Consider the following 18,233-nt stretch of genomic DNA (forward strand, 5'->3'; position numbering starts at 1 on the left):
TTGTTATTCATCTTTTGTGGCAAATACAACCTGTCAAGTGGTCGTTGATAAATCCTGAAGCTTGTAAGTGGGCATAGCAAATTGTTGTTCCAAAGAATTTGAATCCACGTTTTTTCATATCCTTACTCATTGCATCGGATTCGGGAGAAGATACCGGAATCTCGCTCAATGATTGAACGGTATTGATAATCGGTTTTCTGTCGGGAAAGAATGAAAGTGTGTAGTTGTAAAAACTACCGAACTCCTTTTGCAGCGCAAGAAATAGTCTTGCGTTGGTGATGGTCGATTTAATTTTCAAGCGGTTTTTCACAATGCCGTCAAACTGCATCAAGCGCTCAACATCTTCATCGGTCATTTGTGCGACCCGCTCGGCATCGAAATTGCAAAAGGCTTTGCGATAACCTTCCCGCTTTCTGAGGATAGTTATCCAACTTAATCCGGCTTGAGCACTTTCCAGTACAAGAAACTCAAATAGAGTTTTGTCGTCGGTTACCAATACTCCCCACTCTTCGTCGTGGTATTTCATATACAGTTCGTCGGTTCCGCACCAACCGCAGCGTCCATTTACTATATCTTGCATAATGCTATTTATTTGTGTACCGTTTAATGTAAAAGTAATATTCATATTGGTAACCACCAAATAAAGTTATATTTTTGATGCAAAACATGTTTAATACCATATCCATATAACTAATTCGGAAGTTTTGATTCTGAGTTAATTATATGGATTTTTTGTTTTTATAAATTAGCAAATAAAGCTATCCTTAGGTCCTGTTTTATTCTCTTTGAATTCTTCTTTTAATTGTTTTACCCATCCTTTTATACGTTCGTCAGTTTGTTTGGGCTGATTTTCAATGTCGAGTACCAAACCAAGGAATTTATCGTTTCTTAGTGCTTGGGATTGATTGAATGTATAGCCTTCGGGAGAAGTCTCACCTATTAATATTGCACCTCTGGATAGAAATTCGTTTGCTAATATCCCGATTCCATCGGCAAAATTGTCGGGGTAACCTTTCTGATCTCCTAATCCGAAAATTGCCACTTTCTTCTTGCTTAAATCCAAAGTAGATAATTCAGGCAATATTTCATCCCAATAAGAAGGCAACTCGCCATCAAACCAGGTAGAAGAGCCGGCTATGATATGGCTATAAGCTTCGAAGTCTTTTTGGGAAGCATTTTCGATGGGGATGATATCTACTATGTTTTCTCCGAATTCCTGTTGTATTTTCCGGGCAACGGACGCCGTTTTATGAGTTCCGGTAGCATAGAATAATCCTATTTTCATTTTATTTCTGATTTACAAGTTGATATTCTAGTATTCAAGCAAATCTTTTGCTGCTTTGTATATTTGTTCTTCACCCGGTAGGATTGCCTTTTCCAGTACGGGATGAAAACCTACCGGAGTGAATAATGCACCTACGCGCCGGATAGGAGCATCCAGGTACCGGAACATTTCTGTTCCTAAAATACTGGCAACCTCGGCACCGAAACCGGCAAATACTTTATCTTCGTGTACAATCAAAACTTTGCTTGTTTTCTTGACAGAGGCAAAGATTGTCTCTTTATCCAATGGTATTAATGAACGCAGGTCTATTACTTCGGCATTCCACCCATGTTCTTTTGACAGTTGTTCGGCAACATTCAGACAAAGATGGGTTGTATTTCCGTAAGTAATGATACTGAGATCATTTCCCGGTCTGCGTATTTTGGCTTTACCGAACGCGACTTCGTAGTCGTCGGGCACAAAAGAAGCAGCTTCTATTGAATTATACTGGGCTTTTGGTTCCAGAAACAAAGTAAACCCTTTAGATCGGATACTTGTTCGCAACAGACCTGCAGCGTCATCAGCAAACGATGGATAGACGATTCTTGCACCGGGCAAAGAAGCTAATGCTCCTTCTATGGTCTGGGAATGATATAATCCGCCCCCAATGTAACCTCCGGATGCCAGCCGCAAAGTGATATTGGGTGTAAATTGTCCGTTACTTCTCCAATATTCGTGTGTACACTCTACATATTGCTCGACAGCAGGCCAGAAGTAATCGGCAAACTCAGCACCTTCTATTACTACATGTATTTTAGGATCGAAGCGACACATGCCGTTGGCTGTTCCTACAATATAATCTTCGGCAATAGGAGCGTTGAAAACCCGTTTTTCTCCGAATTCCTGTTGCATACCTTTACTGATATTGAATACACCGCCTTTTTCTTTATTGGCGATGTCTTGTCCCCATAAGAATGTGTTGGGATTATGGCGGAATTCGGCTTTTAATGTTTTATTTAAAGCCGTAACCATCGTCTCTTTTTCTCCATCCTGCTTGGGGTTTCCATCCGGATATTTTGTAGGTTGGTACGGATCGGGGAGAACATACTTCGATACGGTTGAAGGATCGGGGTCAGGGGCAGCTAATGCTTTACGGTTGGCTGCACTGAGGTCTTTTTTAGCTTTAGCTTCGATCTCTTTTAACTCATCTTCTGTAAAACGTTTGTACCGCAGCAACATCCGGCGGAATTTGTACAACGGGTCGGCGGCTTTTACGTAAGCCAGTTCGTTTTCATCGCGGTATAAAGTATGTTTATCCGAGTTGGAATGGGAACCGATACGGACACAGTTTGCCTGGACAATGACCGGGGTACGGTGTTCTATTGCATATTCGCGTGCTTCTGTCATTGCATTCATAGAATCGAAAACGTCCTTTCCGTTACAATGAATGATTTTTAGGTTTTTGAACCCCGAGAAATTATCGGCCACTTTCCGGTTGGCTGTTTGATCTTTTTTAGGAACAGAAATACCATATCCGTTATCTTGTATGACGAAGATAACCGGTAGTCTTTCATTACTTGCACCATTGATGGCTTCATATACATAACCTTCCGAAGTAGCGGATTCACCGTGTGAAGTCATCGCTATTCCTTTATGATTGTAATAAACCATGGCACGCGCAACTCCAGCAGCATGCAGATCGTGTGTGCCGGTTGCGGAAGAAACATTCTCGATATGCCATTCCATTTTACTAAAATGGTTTGACATGTGCCGGCCTCCGCTTGTAAGATCTGTTGCTTTTGAAATACCATTCAGAATAATTTCTTCAGGCGTCATTCCGGCTGAAAGAACAGCCAGCATATCGCGGTAATAAGGGAAGAAAAAATCTTCACCTTTATGGAATATTTGTCCCATTGCCAATTGTATGCCATCATGCCCGGCATATGGAGCGTGATAAGACCAGCCAAGTGATTGCAGGAGGTAAGATGGAGCTTTTTCATCAAGGGCTCGTCCAAGAGTCATCAGGTAATACCATTTACCTAAAGTTTCTTTGTCTGTGTTATTTATATCGTACTTTTTCATATTTATGTCATTAACGGATAATTAATTGTTCCAGTTTTCCAGATAATCGGCAATGTAGCGTAAGAAAGCACCGGCTAAAGCGCCGTCTACGATACGGTGGTCATAAGAAAGGGATAAGTACATCTTATGACGGATCGCAATTGTGTCTCCTTCCGGTGTCTCGACAACTGCCGGCTTTTTCTCAATATATCCTACTGCCAGGATTGCTACCTGAGGTTGGTTGATAATCGGAGTTCCGAATAAACTTTTAAACGTACCGAAATTTGTAATAGTGAATGTTCCGCCTTGAATATTGTCAGGAGATAATTTGTTATCTCTTGCCTGAGTGGCCAGAGTGTCTATTTTAACGGCCAATCCGTTTAAATTTAGCTTGTCTGCATCCTGTATGACAGGAACGATCAGGTTGCCATCGTTTAGAGACACAGCTACTCCAATGTTTATGTGTTTCTTTAATATGATTTTGTAACTATCTACAGATGAATTTAGTAATGGATATTCAGCTAATGCTTTAGCAGTCGCTTCTGTAATAGCCGGCATATAAGTTAGCTTAACATTTTCGCGTTTGAAGAAATTATCTTTAGTACGATCACGCCATTTTACCAACTTTGTTACATCTACTTCGATAACACTTGTAACATGCGGTGATACTTTCTTGGAAAGAACCATATGATCCGCTATGATACGGCGTACCCGATCCATTTCTATTACCTTATCTTCGCTAGAGACAGGTATATTAGGACTAGGAGCGGCAGTTGCAGTACTCTGTGGAGCAGGTGTTGCTTTCGATGTTACCGGTTCTACCGATTTTGCCGGTGCATTTTCTTTTCCGTTCTTTTTCCGTTCAACATACTCTTTGATATCTTTTTTGCTTAATCGTCCCAAATATCCACTACCGGGAACTTGGTCGAGTTCCTCTTTGGACAGATGAGCTTCTTTTGCAATTTGCAGAACAACGGGAGAGTACCAACGGTCATCTTCGTTCGTTATTTTTCCTGATGAAATGGTCACGTTTGTTGCTGTTGCCGGTTTATTTTGTCCGGATTCCGTTGAGTTAGTTTCTGTATTGTTTGCTTTCGGAGCTTCTTTTTCCTGAATAGGAGAACCCGAGTTGCTTTCTTCTCCTTCACCTTTCAGTTGAATTTTAGCAACAACAATGCCTACAGCAACAGTGTCGCCCTCATTAAAAAGGATTTCAGCCACTTTTCCTGCTACAGGCGAAGGAATTTCAGCACTTACTTTTGCTGTACTTACTTCAAAAAGGACATCGTCTTCCTGGACATTGTCGCCTACTTTAACAGACCAAGCTATGATGGTGCCTTCTGTTATGCTTTCACCCAGTTTGGGCATTTTTATTTCAAATAGAGCCATACGTTTACATGATTTATATAGTTGTTGGGTAGGATTCCGTATATTTTGCCTGAATCATCTTCCCCTATTTTAAAACAAACGAAAGAGGCAGAATGTTATGTTTTGCATAGCTTAAGTGTTTATATTCCAGCTTGTTTTAGCATATTTTTCATCTCTTAAACGTTCAATATTTATCAGATCGTTTTTATTAAACGAATAGATAGTGCCAGTTTTACTATTTCCACCGAAATAGTTAATTGCCTTTTGTTTAAATTCTTTGATTGACCAATAAGAAGGAAGGAGGGTGGATAGGTTAGTGACTTCACTTTTTACGGATGAAACGGAATATTTGTGTTGTTTACCGGTGTTGATCTGTTTTTCCGGAACATCCAATATCTTGTTCAATACATCCAGGTCGGATGAAAAGAGCAAAGTTGCGTGATGTATAATCCGTCCTTTTCTTATATATTGTGCACTACCTGATATTTTCAGGTTATTTACAGTTAAACCTTGTCTTACATCCGGAACTGCATTGATTCCGAATGTAGACAAAAAATCTATGATTTGACCGGTAAAAAACGTAAAATCAGGGCATGTGTTATTTTGAATGAAAGTAAGATTCAGGTTCCCCAGATCGTGGTAGACTGCACCTCCTCCGGAAAACCGTCTTGCTATTTTAATTCGTTGTTCATTTGCCAGAGCCATATTGATCTCCGACCATACATCCTGATGCTTTCCGATTATGACTGACGGTTCGTTCTGCCAAAGCATGAAGATATCATCAGCAGACGTAGAGAAAAGATATTCCTCTGCAGCCAGATTGAAATAAGGGTCTGTAGATGTATTGTAAATGCACAACATTATATATATAAACTTTCGTGAATGACTTCTCCTACGGTTGGATGAGGAAAAATACTTTTTTCAAACTCTTCGGTCGTATAACCTTTTTCGACCGCAATACCGGCAGTTACAATGATCTCGGATGCAGGATTTCCTACCAGATGGCATCCTATAATCCGGTCGGTATCGTCAGTCAATAATTTGCATAAGCCCGCACCTCCTTCATTTTCTGCCATATACCGTCCGGAATAGGTCATTGGAATTTTGCGAACCCGGTAATTTTGCCCGGAAGCAATTAATTCTTCTTCAGTTTTTCCTACGCTGGCAACTTCCGGATTGGTATAAACAACAGCCGGAATAGCATTATAGCTCATCCGGTCTTCGATACCAAGTATATGATGAATGGCTACTTCCGCTTCCCTGTAGGCTGTATGTGCCAGCATCGAAAATCCGGTAATGTCTCCTGATGCATATACGTTGGGATGGGAGGTCTGCATGTATTCGTTTACTTTGACTCCTTTGGGGGAAAGTTCTACGTTCAGGGTTTCTAAACCTAAACCGTTCGTAACGGCTTTACGTCCGACGCTTACCAATATCTTTTCGGCATCAATATCCGAAATTTGCCCGTCTTTTTCCACTGTTATTTTACCGGGAGATACTTCTGTTACTTTTGTGTTTAGAAAGAATTCGATTCCCTTTTTATTATATTCGGACCGGAGCATGGCGGAAGCTTCTTTATCCATATTACCTAAAATTTCCGGTAGCATTTCGATAACTTTTACTTTTACTCCCATACTATTAAAAAACGAAGCAAACTCCATGCCTATAACTCCACCACCGATGATGGCAAGAGATTGGGGCAATTCTTTTATATCGAGTGCTTCGCGGGAAGTCCAGTAATCAATATCCGAAAAACCTTTGATCGGAGGGATAACGGTTTCCGAACCTGTACAAAGCAATAGATTCTTTACTCTGTAATTGTTTTCTCCGCAATGAATCAGGATATTGTTTGATTCTTCTCCTGAAATATGAGCTTCTCCTTGCACGATAGTTACTCCGTTTCCGGTAAGTCGTGATTTGACACCTAATACCAGTTTCTTTACGGTTTTGTTTTTACGTCCGATGATTTTACCTAAATCAAAACCCGGATTGTTGTCTGCCAGGATTCCGTATTTAGCCGAACCTTTTATATGATCTAAAAGCTTAGCCGAATAGAGTAATGTTTTTGTCGGTATACATCCCTCATTCAGACAGACACCGCCTACTTCTTTTTTTTCAAAAAGGATTGTCTTTAATCCATTTTCGGAAGCTCTTTCCGCGGCTGTATAGCCGGCCGGTCCGCCTCCGATAATTGCTATATCAAATTCCATGATTTATTCTTATTTATTTATCGTCTGCCAGGGCAACCGAAATTACATATAGTCATAACTATGATTTTTTTGATTCATCGTTATGATTTTGGAAAATTATCGTTATGGTTTCGAAAAGTCATAGTAGCGACTATATATAGACTATTTGTATATTATAACTCTTTTATCTAAAGGACTGAATTGTTTTTCCGCAGGAGTTTCCGCCGGAATGCCGAAAGGCATTTCCGCCATCAGTTTCCAATCGGGATTAATATTCCATTCTTTTGCTACCGCCTCGTCAATAAGCGGGTTGTAATGCTGTAAAGATGCTCCTAAACCATTGTCTTCAAGTAAAGTCCAGATTGCAAATTGGTGCATTCCTGAAGTTTGATAAGACCAGATAGGAAAATTATCCTTGTAGGTAGGAAATGATTTTTGTAAATGCTCTACTACGGACATATCTTCATAAAACAAGATTGTTCCGTATCCTGATTCAAATGAATTGTTAATTTTTGATTCTGTTGCTTTAAAAGCTTCTTCGGGTAATAGCTTTTTCAAAATATCTTTCGTTATTTGCCATAGCTTTTTATGGTTTTCACCAAGTAAAAGTGCCGTTCTTGTAGATTGGGAATTGAAAGCAGATGGTGTATGAGTAACTACAAATTCGATAATTTCTTTGATTTCACCGTCTGTTATTGAGGAACTGTTTTTTAGTCCGTAGTAGCTTCTACGGTTCTTAATTGCTTCTTTAAAATTTCGTACCATGGTTATATGTATTATGTTGTTTTTATGTTATCTGTAATAAAAACAAAGACCTTGCTTTATTTGTTTCGAAAATAAATATTAGTTTTTTTAGCTGTTTTCTATTAGCAAATAGAATAAATTTATATCTTTGCACCCCGTAACGTATAAGCGGTTACATAATTAATCTCCCAGTCTGTTCGTGATGCTAGTTCGGAAATGGAGGTTTGTCGTGCATTTAAGGAGTGAAAATTTGCATAGATTGATATTTATGCTTTACTTTGCGCCCTGATTGCGAAAGGAGTATTTTTGAATCATTACATGTAATATAAAAAGAGATGTCTAAAATTTGTCAAATTACCGGAAAGAAAGCAATGGTTGGCAACAACGTTTCACACTCTAAAAGAAGAACGAAACGTAAATTTGATGTGAACCTGTTTACTAAGAAGTTCTATTGGGTAGAACAAGATTGTTGGGTTAGCCTGAATATTTCAGCTGCAGGCTTGCGTACTATTAACAAGGTTGGTTTGGATGCAGCAATTAAAATGGCGGCAGAAAAAGGTTATTTAAACGCTTAATTTGGAGGAGTTGAAAAATGGCAAAGAAAGCAAAAGGTAACAGAGTTCAAGTTATTATGGAATGTACCGAACATAAGGAAAGTGGTATGCCGGGTACTTCAAGATATATTACCACAAAGAACAGAAAAAATACAACTCAGAGATTGGAATTGATGAAATATAACCCGATCCTGAAGAAAATGACATTACACAAAGAAATTAAGTAATAGGAGATTTTAAACGATGGCAAAAAAAGCAGTTGCAACATTTAAAAAAGGTGACGGCCGTACCTTCTCAAAGGTGATTAAAATGGTTAAGTCTCCAAAAACAGGTGCTTACATTTTTCAGGAAGAAATGATTCCGAATGAAGCAGTAAAAGATTATTTCGCTAAGTAATATAGGCGTAAAGCAGATGAAAAGAGCTTCTTCTCCGTTTAAAGGGAAGAGGCTCTTTTTTTATACTGAAACTTTTAAAAGTATAGAGTAGCTATGAATGAAATATTTTTTTAATTTTGTTCGGCTATACACGGATGTTATTTTTCTGTATAGTGATCATTTGTATATTTTGTTTAGACAATAATAATAACAGATAAATTTAAAAGCTATGAGATTTGATGTATCCAGCACTGCGCTATTATCCCGTTTACAGTCTATAAGTAAGGTTATCGCATCTAAGAATTCTCTACCTATCCTGGATAGTTTTCTATTCAATTTGGAAGGAAATAAACTTACAATGACGGCTTCTGATGCAGAGACTCGTCTGGTAACTTCTGTTGAAGTGATGAATGCACAGGGTAATGGTCTTTTTGCCGTATCTGCCAAGATTTTGCTAGATCCATTAAAAGAACTGCCGGAGCAACCGCTTACATTTGATATAAATGATGAAAACCTGGAAATTTTTATTCATTTCCAGAATGGTAAGTATAATTTTATTGGTCAGAAAGGCGATACTTATCCATTGCAGAAACCTTTGAATGAAAATGCAATTTCTGTTTCTATGGATGCTCAAACGCTTTTGAATGGTATTGGACGTTCTTTATTTGCAACAGCAGACGATGAACTTCGTCCGGTGATGAACGGTGTTTATTTCGATATCCATACAGATGATTTGACATTTGTTGCTTCGGACGGTCATAAATTGGTTCGTCTTCGTAACTTGTCGGTGAAATCACCGGAAAGGGCATCTTTTATATTGCCTAAAAAGCCCGCAAATTTATTGAAAGGTTTGCTGTCTAAGGAAACGGAGGCTGTGACTATTAAGTTTGACGATAATAATGCTTATGTGAACTGTTCTAATTTTGAAATGGTTTGCCGTTTGATAGAAGGTCGTTATCCAAACTATAACAGCGTTATCCCGCAGGAAAATCCATTTAAAGTTACGATAGACCGCGTATCATTCCTGAATGCATTAAAACGTGTTTCTGTATTTTCAAATCCGGCAAGTAGTTTAGTAAAGCTACAATTAAAAGGAGGAGAAATGATTGTATCTGCACAAGATATTGATTTTTCGACTTCTGCAGAGGAAAAGATTGCTTGCCAGTTTGATGGGACAGACTTGAACATCGGTTTCAAAGCTACCTACTTGATAGAAATATTAAGTAATATCAATTCGGCAGAAGTCATATTGGAATTGGCTGATCCTTCACGTGCAGGCTTGATTGTTCCTTCAGAAAATGAAGAAGATGAAGACCTGCTGATGTTGCTTATGCCAATGATGTTGAATGATTAATAAAGATAGAATGCAATTAAATTTAAGAAACCCGTTAGTCTTCTTTGATTTGGAGACAACGGGTGTAAATATAGTAAAAGATCGTATAGTTGAAATTTCTTTCGTAAAAGTCTTTCCGAATGGGAAAGAGGAATCAAAAACACGCCGGGTAAATCCGGAGATGCCGATACCTGCCGAATCTACCGCTATTCATGGAATTACAGATGAGGATGTAAAAGATTGTCCTACATTTAAAGAAATAGCCAAATCGCTGGCTGCACAGATTGAGGGGTGCGATTTAGCCGGATATAATTCTAATCGTTTTGATATTCCTTTGCTGGCAGAAGAATTTTTGCGTGCAGGAGTTGATATTGATTTGAATAAGCGTAAGTTTATAGATGTGCAGACAATTTTCCATAAGATGGAACAGCGTACTTTGTCTGCTGCATATAAGTTTTATTGTAATAAAGATTTGGAGAATGCCCATACGGCAGAAGCAGATACTATGGCTACTTACGAAGTGCTGAAAGCCCAGTTGGACAGATATTCCGAATTGAAAAATGATATTAACTTTTTATCGGAATTTTCGTCCTTCAATAATAATGTAGACTTTGCCGGTCGTATGATTTATAATGATAAGGGGGAAGAAATAATTAATTTCGGTAAATATAAAGGCCGTCTGGTAGAAGATGTTCTGAAGACGGACCCCGGTTATTATACCTGGATCATGAATGGCGATTTTCCGTTAAACACAAAGAAAATGTTTACAGAAATTAAGTTGAGAGGCTTTAATTCAAAATAGAAAAATGAATAATTTTGAGTTTTGTAATCCGGTGAAAGTCGTATTTGGTAAAGGTTCGATTTCACGTTTATCTACTTTAGTACCAGTAGGTAGTAAGGTGTTGATGATATATGGCGGAGGAAGTATTAAGAAAAATGGTATTTACAATCAGGTTGTTGAGGCATTGAAAAGCTTCAATGTAATCGAATTTTCAGGTATTGAGGCTAATCCTCATTATGAAACTTGTATGAAAGCCGTTGAACTGGTACGGAAGGAACAGATAACCTATCTCCTGGCTGTTGGCGGTGGTTCTGTTATTGATGCCACTAAATTTATTGCAGCGGCTACCTGCTATGAAGGAGAGCCGTGGGATATATTGTCAAAAGGCGGATTTATTAAGCAGGCCTTACCGTTGGGGGTGGTGTTAACCTTGTCTGCTACAGGATCGGAAATGAATGAAAGAGCTGTTATTTCACGTGTTTCCACACATGAAAAACTGAATTTTGCCAGCCCTGCCGTATTCCCTAAATTTGCAATATTAGATCCGGAGGTTACTTATTCGTTGCCTGAACGTCAGGTTGCAAATGGGGTTGTCGACTCTTTTATCCATGTGATAGAACAATATCTGACTTATCCGGTAAATGCGAAAGTACAAGATTATTTTGCCGAAGGTTTGATGAAAACAATCGTTGAAGAAGGCCGTAAAGTTTTACAGAACCCTCATGATTATGATATACGCGCCAATCTGATGTGGGCGGCAACGAATGCTCTGAACTGCTGGATCGGGCAAGGTGTTCCTCAGGATTGGTCTTCTCACCGTATGGGATATGCGTTGACTGCTCAGTTTGGGCTGGATCATGCGCAGACATTGGCTGTTATCCTTCCGGGAGTGATGGCTTATATGCACAAGGAGAAACAGGCAAAAATTATTCGCATGGGTGAAGTCGTGTTTGGTATTACGGGAGAGACTACCGATGAATTGGTACAAAAGTCGATTCAAGCTACCGAAGACTTTTTCCGGTATATGGGATTGAAAACTCGTTTGAGTGAATATGGTATTAAAGAATTTGATTTGGACGCATTGGTTGAACCTATGAAACAAAGAGGCTGGAAATTGGGCGAACATGGTAATATAGACTATAAAGTTGCCCGTGAAATTCTGATGATGCGTTTGTAATAAAAATAATTCCATCCGAGAGAAATTCAAATTTCTTCTGAATGGAATTACTTTTTCTTCCGAATGGAACTAAAAAAGGTTATATGGAAAATATACTGAAAGGTAAACATATTATACTGGGAATAACCGGAAGCATAGCTGCCTATAAAGCTGCCTGCATTATTAGAGGATTAGTGAAAAAAGGGGCAGAGGTGCAGGTAGTCATTACACCGGCGGGGAAAGAATTTATAACGCCAATCACTTTGTCTGCTTTAAGCAGTAACCCTGTGATTAGTGATTTCTTTTCCAATCGGGATGGTTCGTGGCATAGCCATGTAGATTTGGGCTTGTGGGCCGATGTCATGTTGGTGGCTCCGGCAACGGCTTCTACAATTGGCAAAATGGCAAATGGCATTGCCGATAATATGTTAATTACTACTTACCTTTCCTGTAAGGCCCCTGTATTTGTTGCCCCGGCAATGGACTTGGATATGTTTGCTCACCCTACAACACAACAAAACCTGGATAGATTACGTTCTTTTGGTAATTATATTATAGAGCCGGCCGAAGGTGAGTTGGCTAGTCATTTGGTGGGAAAAGGACGTATGGAAGAACCGGACCGGATAATAGAGGTTTTGGAAAGCTTTTTTGCCTCAAAAACCGAATTAGAAAAAAAAAAGATATTAATAACGGCAGGGCCGACATATGAAAAGATAGATCCTGTACGTTTTATAGGTAACTATTCTTCCGGTAAAATGGGATTTGCCTTAGCGGAGGCATGTGCCCGGAAAGGAGCGGAAGTTGTTTTGATCGCGGGTCCGGTCTCTTTAAAGGTTAATCATCCTAATATAAAACGGATTGATGTGGAATCTGCCGGAGAAATGTATCAGGCGGCTATATCCGAATTTCCTACATCTGATGCAGCTGTTTTGTGTGCTGCAGTGGCCGACTATCGTCCGGAGAATCAAGAACCGGAGAAAATAAAGCGTGAAACAAAAGGAGATATGATGCTTCATTTAGTGCCTAATAAAGATATTGCAGCTTCTTTAGGTGCTATAAAAAGAGAGAATCAGATATTAGTTGGGTTTGCTCTGGAAACGAAAGATGAAATTTTTCATGCAGAAAGTAAATTGCAGCGTAAAAACTTCGATTTTATCGTTTTGAATTCGCTCAGAGATCAAGGTGCCGGCTTCCGTTGCGATACAAATAAAATTGCCATTATAGACAGGCAGGGAGAGAAGATTGAGTATCCTTTAAAAAGCAAACAGGAGGTGGCAGCCGATATCATAAATAAGCTGGCAACATTATTAAAATGAAAATGATTAAGAAACTGTTATTTTTCTTCTTTTTATCGATGTTTTCTTGGGCAATGCAGGCACAGGAATTGAATGCCCGCGTAACTATCAATAGCGATAAAATTCAGGGATCTAATAAAGATGTGTTTACTACTTTACAAAAAGCACTGACCGAATTTATTAATAATAAGAAATGGACAGATGCTACGTTTGCCGTAAATGAACGGATTGATTGCAGTTTTACCATTGTGATGTCGGAGGCTTCCGATAACAGTTTTAAAGGGGAAATTCAAGTTCAGGCACGTCGTCCTGTATATAACTCGACATATACGACTACGTTGCTTAATTTCCGTGATAAACAGCTCGATTTTGAATATACTCAGTTTGAACCGTTGGAATATACGGAGAATGTTGTAAACAGTAATTTGATTGCAACTATTGTATTTTATATTTATACGATTTTAGGACTGGACTTTGACAGTTTTTCTCCACAGGGAGGAACTGCTTTTTATCAGCAGGCACAGCAAATTGTAACTTTGGCTCAGGCGCAAGGTACATGGACAGGCTGGAAAGCATTTGACAGCAATCAGAACAGACATGCTGTTTCTACTGCATTAACAGATAATACTTCTGGTATATTCCGGGATATGTGGTATACATATCATAGAAAAGGCCTTGATGAAATGGCTGCAAATCCGGATCGCGGACGTACCACAATAATTTCTGCTTTACCAGCATTGGAGCAAGTTCGGAGCGCACGCCCTACTTCTGTTTTATTGCAAATCTTTTCCGATGCAAAGCTCGATGAAGTCGTAAGTATTTATTCTAAGGCTACCACACAGGAAAAGCAAGAAGGATTGAAAATCCTTTCCAATATTTATCCTACCGAGACAACACGTTTGGAACCTCTCAAAAAATAAAAAACTATGTTGAAATCGTTATTTATCCAGAATTTTGTTTTAATAGATAGTCTTGATATTCAGTTTGACGGAGGTTTTTCAGTAATTACGGGTGAAACGGGTGCCGGAAAATCAATTATTCTGGGAGCCTTATCATTGGTATTAGGACAACGTGCGGATGGGAAAAGTATAAAAAATGGTGCCGATAAGTGCATAATTGAGGCTGTATTCGATATTTCGAAATATCAGCTGGAATCTTTTTTTCAGGAAAATGATCTTGAATATGATCATGAAAGTTGTATTTTGCGTCGGGAACTTTTTGCCTCAGGCAAATCCCGTGCATTTATAAATGATTCTCCTGTGGCTTTACCTGTAATGAAAGAATTGGGAGGCCGTTTAATCGACATACATTCGCAACACCAGAATCTGTTATTGGGTGATAATCGCTTTCAATTAAAAGTTGTCGATGTAATGGCTGAAAATGAGATTCTTTTGATTCTTTACCGGAAAGAATATAATCGTTTTCAATCCTTGCAAAAAGAATTAAAAGAATTGAAAGATAAAGCTGCTCAAACAAAACAGGAAGAAGATTATATTCGTTTTCAGTTGGAGCAATTATCCGAAGCCCGTTTGATTGTCGGCGAACAGGAAGATTTGGAACAAGAACAAGAAACACTTTCACATGCTGAGGAAATAAAAAGCTCTCTTTATAAGATTTCAGAACTATTAAATGGTGATGAAATGGGAGGACTTCAATATATAAAAGAAGCTCTTTCAACTGCGGATTCTTTAGAACATTATTTTTCGAAAGCTAAAGATATATCCGAACGTTTGCGTTCTGCATATATTGATTTGAATGATTTAGCATCTGAAACTGATACGATGAGAGAAGATGTTGAATTTAACCCCGAACGTTTGGAATGGGTGAATGAGCGTTTAAATACAATTTACTCTCTGCAACAGAAACACCACGTTTCCACCGTGGAAGAACTATTGGATATTCAATCGAAATATGAAGCCCAATTAAAAGAAATAGACTCCTTTGAAGAACAAATAGAATCATTAAGTAAACAATCGGAGGTTTCGTATAAGGAATTACTTCAACAGGCCTCAGTACTTAGTAATCAAAGAAAAATTGCAGCAAAAGGTATGGCTGGCCAATTGGTTGATATGATTATACCGTTGGGGATGCCAAATACGCGTTTTCGTGTTGATGTGATGGCAAAGGAGGAGCCGGATAATGATGGAATGGATGATATCCGGTTTATGTTTTCAGCAAATAAGAGTGGAGATTTGCAGCCTGTAGCTCAAACTGCATCTGGTGGCGAGATTTCCCGTTTGATGTTATGCCTAAAGGCCATGATTGCCGGTTTTACAGCTTTGCCTACCATTATTTTTGACGAAGTAGATACAGGAGTGTCTGGTGATATTGCCGATAAGATGGGAGATATTATGCAAGACTTGGGAACAAAAATGCAAGTATTTGCCATAACCCATTTACCTCAGATCGCAGCAAAAGGCAAAGAGCATTACTTTGTATATAAAGAAGATACTTCCGATAGAACAATAACCCGTATTAAGCAGCTTACTAACGAAGAGCGCATACTAGAAGTGGCTCGTATGCTGAGCGGTGCTTCTTTGACCGAGGCATCAATGGCTAATGCCAGGGAACTGTTACATTTAAAGACAAACTAATTCGCGAGAAAGATAATGACTTCATCATTGGAAGAACAAATATTCAGGAATCGGGGAAGAGGACGATTTGTGTAAAGTGTGGACAATTGGCGTATGTATCTCATAGGGTAGTGGAGAATGACAAACGTGTTCTTTTAGGAGGAAACTCTATAAAACAATTAAAGCTTGTCTCCCGACAAGCCCTAACCAACTTTGTTAACCTTAAATCTAATACTATTATGAAAAAACCACATTGCAAATGTATGGTTTTCTATGTATTTGTCAAGATTATAACTGCTAAATAATATTTTTTGAATTATAAGAAATGCTAATTTCGCTTTTTGTGTCTATTATTTCTATCTTTTTGTTAGCAAACTCACTGTAACAATAGTGATACATGATAATGGAAGACCAAACAAAATAGGATCGATAGCATACCAAGGATAGACATTAACCAATACATCTTGTCCGAATAAAGCCTTGCATAGGCCAATTGGAGCAGCTTCCGCTTTATGCAGGAATAGCATGGCAAATAAACTTGCTAATGCGCCAACCCATAAGCTGGCTAATGCTCCCTGGCGGGTTACACCTTTCCAGTATAAAGCACAAAAGTAGGAAGGCAGGAAAGTTGCTGCGCAGATTCCCATGAATAATGCAGTACCTCGGGCTATGATTCCGTCGCTTAATGCATAGCATATTATATAACTTAATAAGATAGAACATAATACACCGATTCGTACACCCATTGTTGAATTCGGGTTCTTGCTGCGTCCTAATTTCGGAAAAGCATCTGCTCCGAAAGCGGCTCCCATCGTATGGAATTGCGCACTTAATGTAGACATGCTGGCAGATAGGATACAGAGCATAAATACAGCACCGAACCAATCCGGCATTGCTTTGTTAATAAACAACGGGATAATTTTATCCATATCTTTGATTGCTTCCGAAGCAACAACGCCTTCGGTTTTTAGAAAGAATAAATTTGATAAAGCACCGACATGATATATTGCTCCAACAGTGACAATTAAAAATATACAACCTATTATTACACCCCGGTTGAGCTGTTTTGTACTTTCCACCATCATAAAACGAACCACTAATTGAGGTTGGGCTAAACAGCCAATACCTACGCCCAGAATCAAAGAGGTAACTAATGTATACCATTGCGGAGAACCGGTAACAGGCATAGCTGTCCACCCTTGATGACCCAGATCTTTGAACCGTTCAGGTACCATTGGGGCAATTTCCGTCAGCTTCCGGTTGGCCTCGATGAATCCCATATCCATGATTCTATAGAACCAGAATAGGAGGAAAAGCATACAAGAAAACATGATAACTGCTTGTAACGCATCTGTATATAAAACACCTTTAATACCACCTGTAATAACGTATGCTGCGACAATCAACGTAAAGATAAGTAAAGCCAGGTGTAAGTCTATATTAAACATTTGTTCAATAAACACAGCACCTCCTTTCATAACAACAGCTGCGTATAAAGGCATTCCTATGAATATTATTGTGGCTATAAATATCCGGATAGCTTTGGATTTGTAATGCAATCCTAATAACTGAGGAAATGTGCGTGCGTTATGTTCTTCTCCCAGCTTGCGTGTTTTTCTGCCGAATAAAATAAATGCGATTACAACTCCCATAAACATATTAAGCAAGCAGAGCCATTGGATTCCCATACCGAATGTTGCAGCAACTCCTCCGAAACCTACAATGGCTGATGCCGATATAAATGTGGCTCCATAAGACAAAGCCATGATAAACGGATTTACTTTTCGTCCTCCTAATAAATAATCACTGGCATTTTTTGTGCTTTTATAACCAAGATATCCCAACCATGCAAGGACAAACATGTAAATAATAACGACAATACCCAGAGTAAGTGTGCTCATTCCTTTTCTTTTTTAGAGTTAGTACTTTCTTTATCATCTTTATTCCATGTGGTTATTCCGAACCAGATAGAATATAAAAGGCAGGCAAATGCCAGCAGGTATGCCAACCAGATACCAGGGTCGTCTATTCCAAACATTTGTTATTTGTTTTAATGGTGAGTAGATAAAATTTACCCCGGAGAAAATTCTTCTTCCCGGGGTAAGAGATGATTATAATTTTATTAAGTCGTTTTCGCAGATATATTCCAGATTCTGCCGGCGAATAACCTCCCGTGCAGCATCCCGGTTGTTTGTGCGAATAATCATGATCGATTTATCTCTAATAGAAAAACAGTACATGTATTCAATGCTTAAACCGGCTTTTGTGAAATGAGTCAATACTTTGGCAAAGCTACCTGCACATGAATCGGTGACAATTGCCAATACTTCAGTCAGGTTGGCACTTACATTATTGCTTTTAAGTATCTTGAATGCTTTTTGCGGATCACTGACAATAATACGTAAGATGCCATACTCGGAAGTGTCGGCAACAGTGGCAGCTATAATACGTATATTCTCTTCTGCAAGTAAAGCCAGTATCTCACTTAGCTTTCCATACTTGTTTTCCAGAAAAATAGAAATTTGATTTACTGTCATGGC

At 38.8% G+C, this 18,233-nt stretch carries 19 protein-coding genes and 1 pseudogene; 10 read left to right on the forward strand and 10 right to left on the reverse strand.

The genetic code is table 11. The annotated features are described in order from the left end of the window. Positions 1–7: 7 nt before the first annotated feature. From ACYIB7_RS07275 to ACYIB7_RS07305, 7 genes are all read right to left on the reverse strand, one after another. Complete coding sequence (locus ACYIB7_RS07275; RefSeq protein WP_480338413.1) at positions 8–580, reverse strand: DNA-3-methyladenine glycosylase I; 573 nt, start codon at positions 578–580, stop codon at positions 8–10. A 165-nt stretch (positions 581–745) separates the two neighbouring features. After that, positions 746–1,285 carry a flavodoxin gene (locus ACYIB7_RS07280; RefSeq protein ID WP_480338414.1) on the reverse strand — a complete coding sequence of 180 codons (540 nt, stop codon included), beginning with the start codon at positions 1,283–1,285 and terminating at the stop codon, positions 746–748. Between the two features lie 27 nt (positions 1,286–1,312). Next, positions 1,313–3,346 (reverse strand): alpha-ketoacid dehydrogenase subunit alpha/beta, encoded by a 2,034-nt coding sequence (locus ACYIB7_RS07285; RefSeq protein ID WP_103982341.1) that lies wholly within the window; start codon positions 3,344–3,346, stop codon positions 1,313–1,315. A gap of 21 nt (positions 3,347–3,367) precedes the next feature. Next, complete coding sequence (locus ACYIB7_RS07290) at positions 3,368–4,714, reverse strand: dihydrolipoamide acetyltransferase family protein (protein WP_480338415.1); 1,347 nt, start codon at positions 4,712–4,714, stop codon at positions 3,368–3,370. A gap of 111 nt (positions 4,715–4,825) precedes the next feature. Further along, positions 4,826–5,554 (reverse strand): lipoate--protein ligase family protein, encoded by a 729-nt coding sequence (locus ACYIB7_RS07295; protein WP_103982343.1) that lies wholly within the window; start codon positions 5,552–5,554, stop codon positions 4,826–4,828. Further along, the gene (gene lpdA, locus ACYIB7_RS07300) at positions 5,554–6,903 is read right to left on the reverse strand and encodes a dihydrolipoyl dehydrogenase (RefSeq protein ID WP_480338416.1); all 1,350 of its coding nucleotides are present in this window, start codon (positions 6,901–6,903) and stop codon (positions 5,554–5,556) included. The genes ACYIB7_RS07295 and lpdA overlap by 1 nt, the downstream gene beginning before the upstream one ends. Positions 6,904–7,044: 141 nt before the next feature. Next, complete coding sequence (locus tag ACYIB7_RS07305; RefSeq protein WP_480338417.1) at positions 7,045–7,647, reverse strand: nitroreductase family protein; 603 nt, start codon at positions 7,645–7,647, stop codon at positions 7,045–7,047. Positions 7,648–7,961: 314 nt separating this feature from the next. Here ACYIB7_RS07305 and rpmB point away from each other — a divergent pair, with 314 nt between their 5' ends. The 10 genes and pseudogenes from rpmB to ACYIB7_RS07355 form a co-directional block, all read left to right on the forward strand. Further along, complete coding sequence (gene rpmB, locus ACYIB7_RS07310; protein WP_099465774.1) at positions 7,962–8,201, forward strand: 50S ribosomal protein L28; 240 nt, start codon at positions 7,962–7,964, stop codon at positions 8,199–8,201. A 17-nt stretch (positions 8,202–8,218) separates the two neighbouring features. Beyond that, on the forward strand, positions 8,219–8,407 hold the full coding sequence (gene rpmG, locus ACYIB7_RS07315; RefSeq protein WP_007657199.1) for a 50S ribosomal protein L33: 189 nt from the start codon (positions 8,219–8,221) through the stop codon (positions 8,405–8,407). A 16-nt stretch (positions 8,408–8,423) separates the two neighbouring features. After that, the gene (locus ACYIB7_RS07320; protein WP_099465773.1) at positions 8,424–8,576 is read left to right on the forward strand and encodes a DUF4295 domain-containing protein; all 153 of its coding nucleotides are present in this window, start codon (positions 8,424–8,426) and stop codon (positions 8,574–8,576) included. Positions 8,577–8,784: 208 nt separating this feature from the next. Beyond that, a complete protein-coding gene (dnaN, locus tag ACYIB7_RS07325; RefSeq protein WP_103982346.1) occupies positions 8,785–9,909 on the forward strand; it encodes a DNA polymerase III subunit beta in 1,125 nt (374 codons plus the stop codon). Between the two features lie 10 nt (positions 9,910–9,919). Beyond that, positions 9,920–10,690, forward strand: coding sequence for a 3'-5' exonuclease (locus tag ACYIB7_RS07330; protein ID WP_103982347.1), 771 nt, complete (start codon positions 9,920–9,922; stop codon positions 10,688–10,690). A gap of 4 nt (positions 10,691–10,694) precedes the next feature. Beyond that, positions 10,695–11,846 (forward strand): iron-containing alcohol dehydrogenase, encoded by a 1,152-nt coding sequence (locus ACYIB7_RS07335; RefSeq protein ID WP_103982348.1) that lies wholly within the window; start codon positions 10,695–10,697, stop codon positions 11,844–11,846. Positions 11,847–11,929: 83 nt separating this feature from the next. Then, positions 11,930–13,141: a bifunctional phosphopantothenoylcysteine decarboxylase/phosphopantothenate--cysteine ligase CoaBC gene (coaBC, locus tag ACYIB7_RS07340; protein ID WP_480338463.1), complete on the forward strand. Its 1,212-nt coding sequence runs from the start codon at positions 11,930–11,932 to the stop codon at positions 13,139–13,141. Then, entirely contained in the window at positions 13,138–14,040 is a 903-nt protein-coding gene (porD, locus tag ACYIB7_RS07345; RefSeq protein ID WP_103982349.1) for a type IX secretion system protein PorD, read from the forward strand. Before coaBC ends, porD begins: the two co-directional genes overlap by 4 nt. A gap of 6 nt (positions 14,041–14,046) precedes the next feature. Beyond that, a complete protein-coding gene (gene recN / locus ACYIB7_RS07350) occupies positions 14,047–15,714 on the forward strand; it encodes a DNA repair protein RecN (protein ID WP_103982350.1) in 1,668 nt (555 codons plus the stop codon). A gap of 65 nt (positions 15,715–15,779) precedes the next feature. Beyond that, a pseudogene (locus ACYIB7_RS07355) lies at positions 15,780–15,998 on the forward strand (hypothetical protein); the annotation flags it as partial. Between the two features lie 51 nt (positions 15,999–16,049). On the opposite strand, the gene ACYIB7_RS07360 reads toward ACYIB7_RS07355, so the two are convergent. From ACYIB7_RS07360 to ACYIB7_RS07370, 3 genes are all read right to left on the reverse strand, one after another. Further along, positions 16,050–17,594, reverse strand: coding sequence for a sodium:solute symporter family protein (locus tag ACYIB7_RS07360; RefSeq protein ID WP_103982351.1), 1,545 nt, complete (start codon positions 17,592–17,594; stop codon positions 16,050–16,052). After that, entirely contained in the window at positions 17,591–17,731 is a 141-nt protein-coding gene (locus ACYIB7_RS07365) for a symporter small accessory protein (protein ID WP_199163443.1), read from the reverse strand. The genes ACYIB7_RS07360 and ACYIB7_RS07365 overlap by 4 nt, the downstream gene beginning before the upstream one ends. A 73-nt stretch (positions 17,732–17,804) precedes the next feature. Continuing rightward, on the reverse strand, positions 17,805–18,230 hold the full coding sequence (locus ACYIB7_RS07370) for an acetolactate synthase (protein WP_099465767.1): 426 nt from the start codon (positions 18,228–18,230) through the stop codon (positions 17,805–17,807). Between the last annotated feature and the right edge of the window lie 3 nt (positions 18,231–18,233).

The sequence above is a fragment of the Parabacteroides sp. KHUB-03 genome (assembly GCF_056640975.1).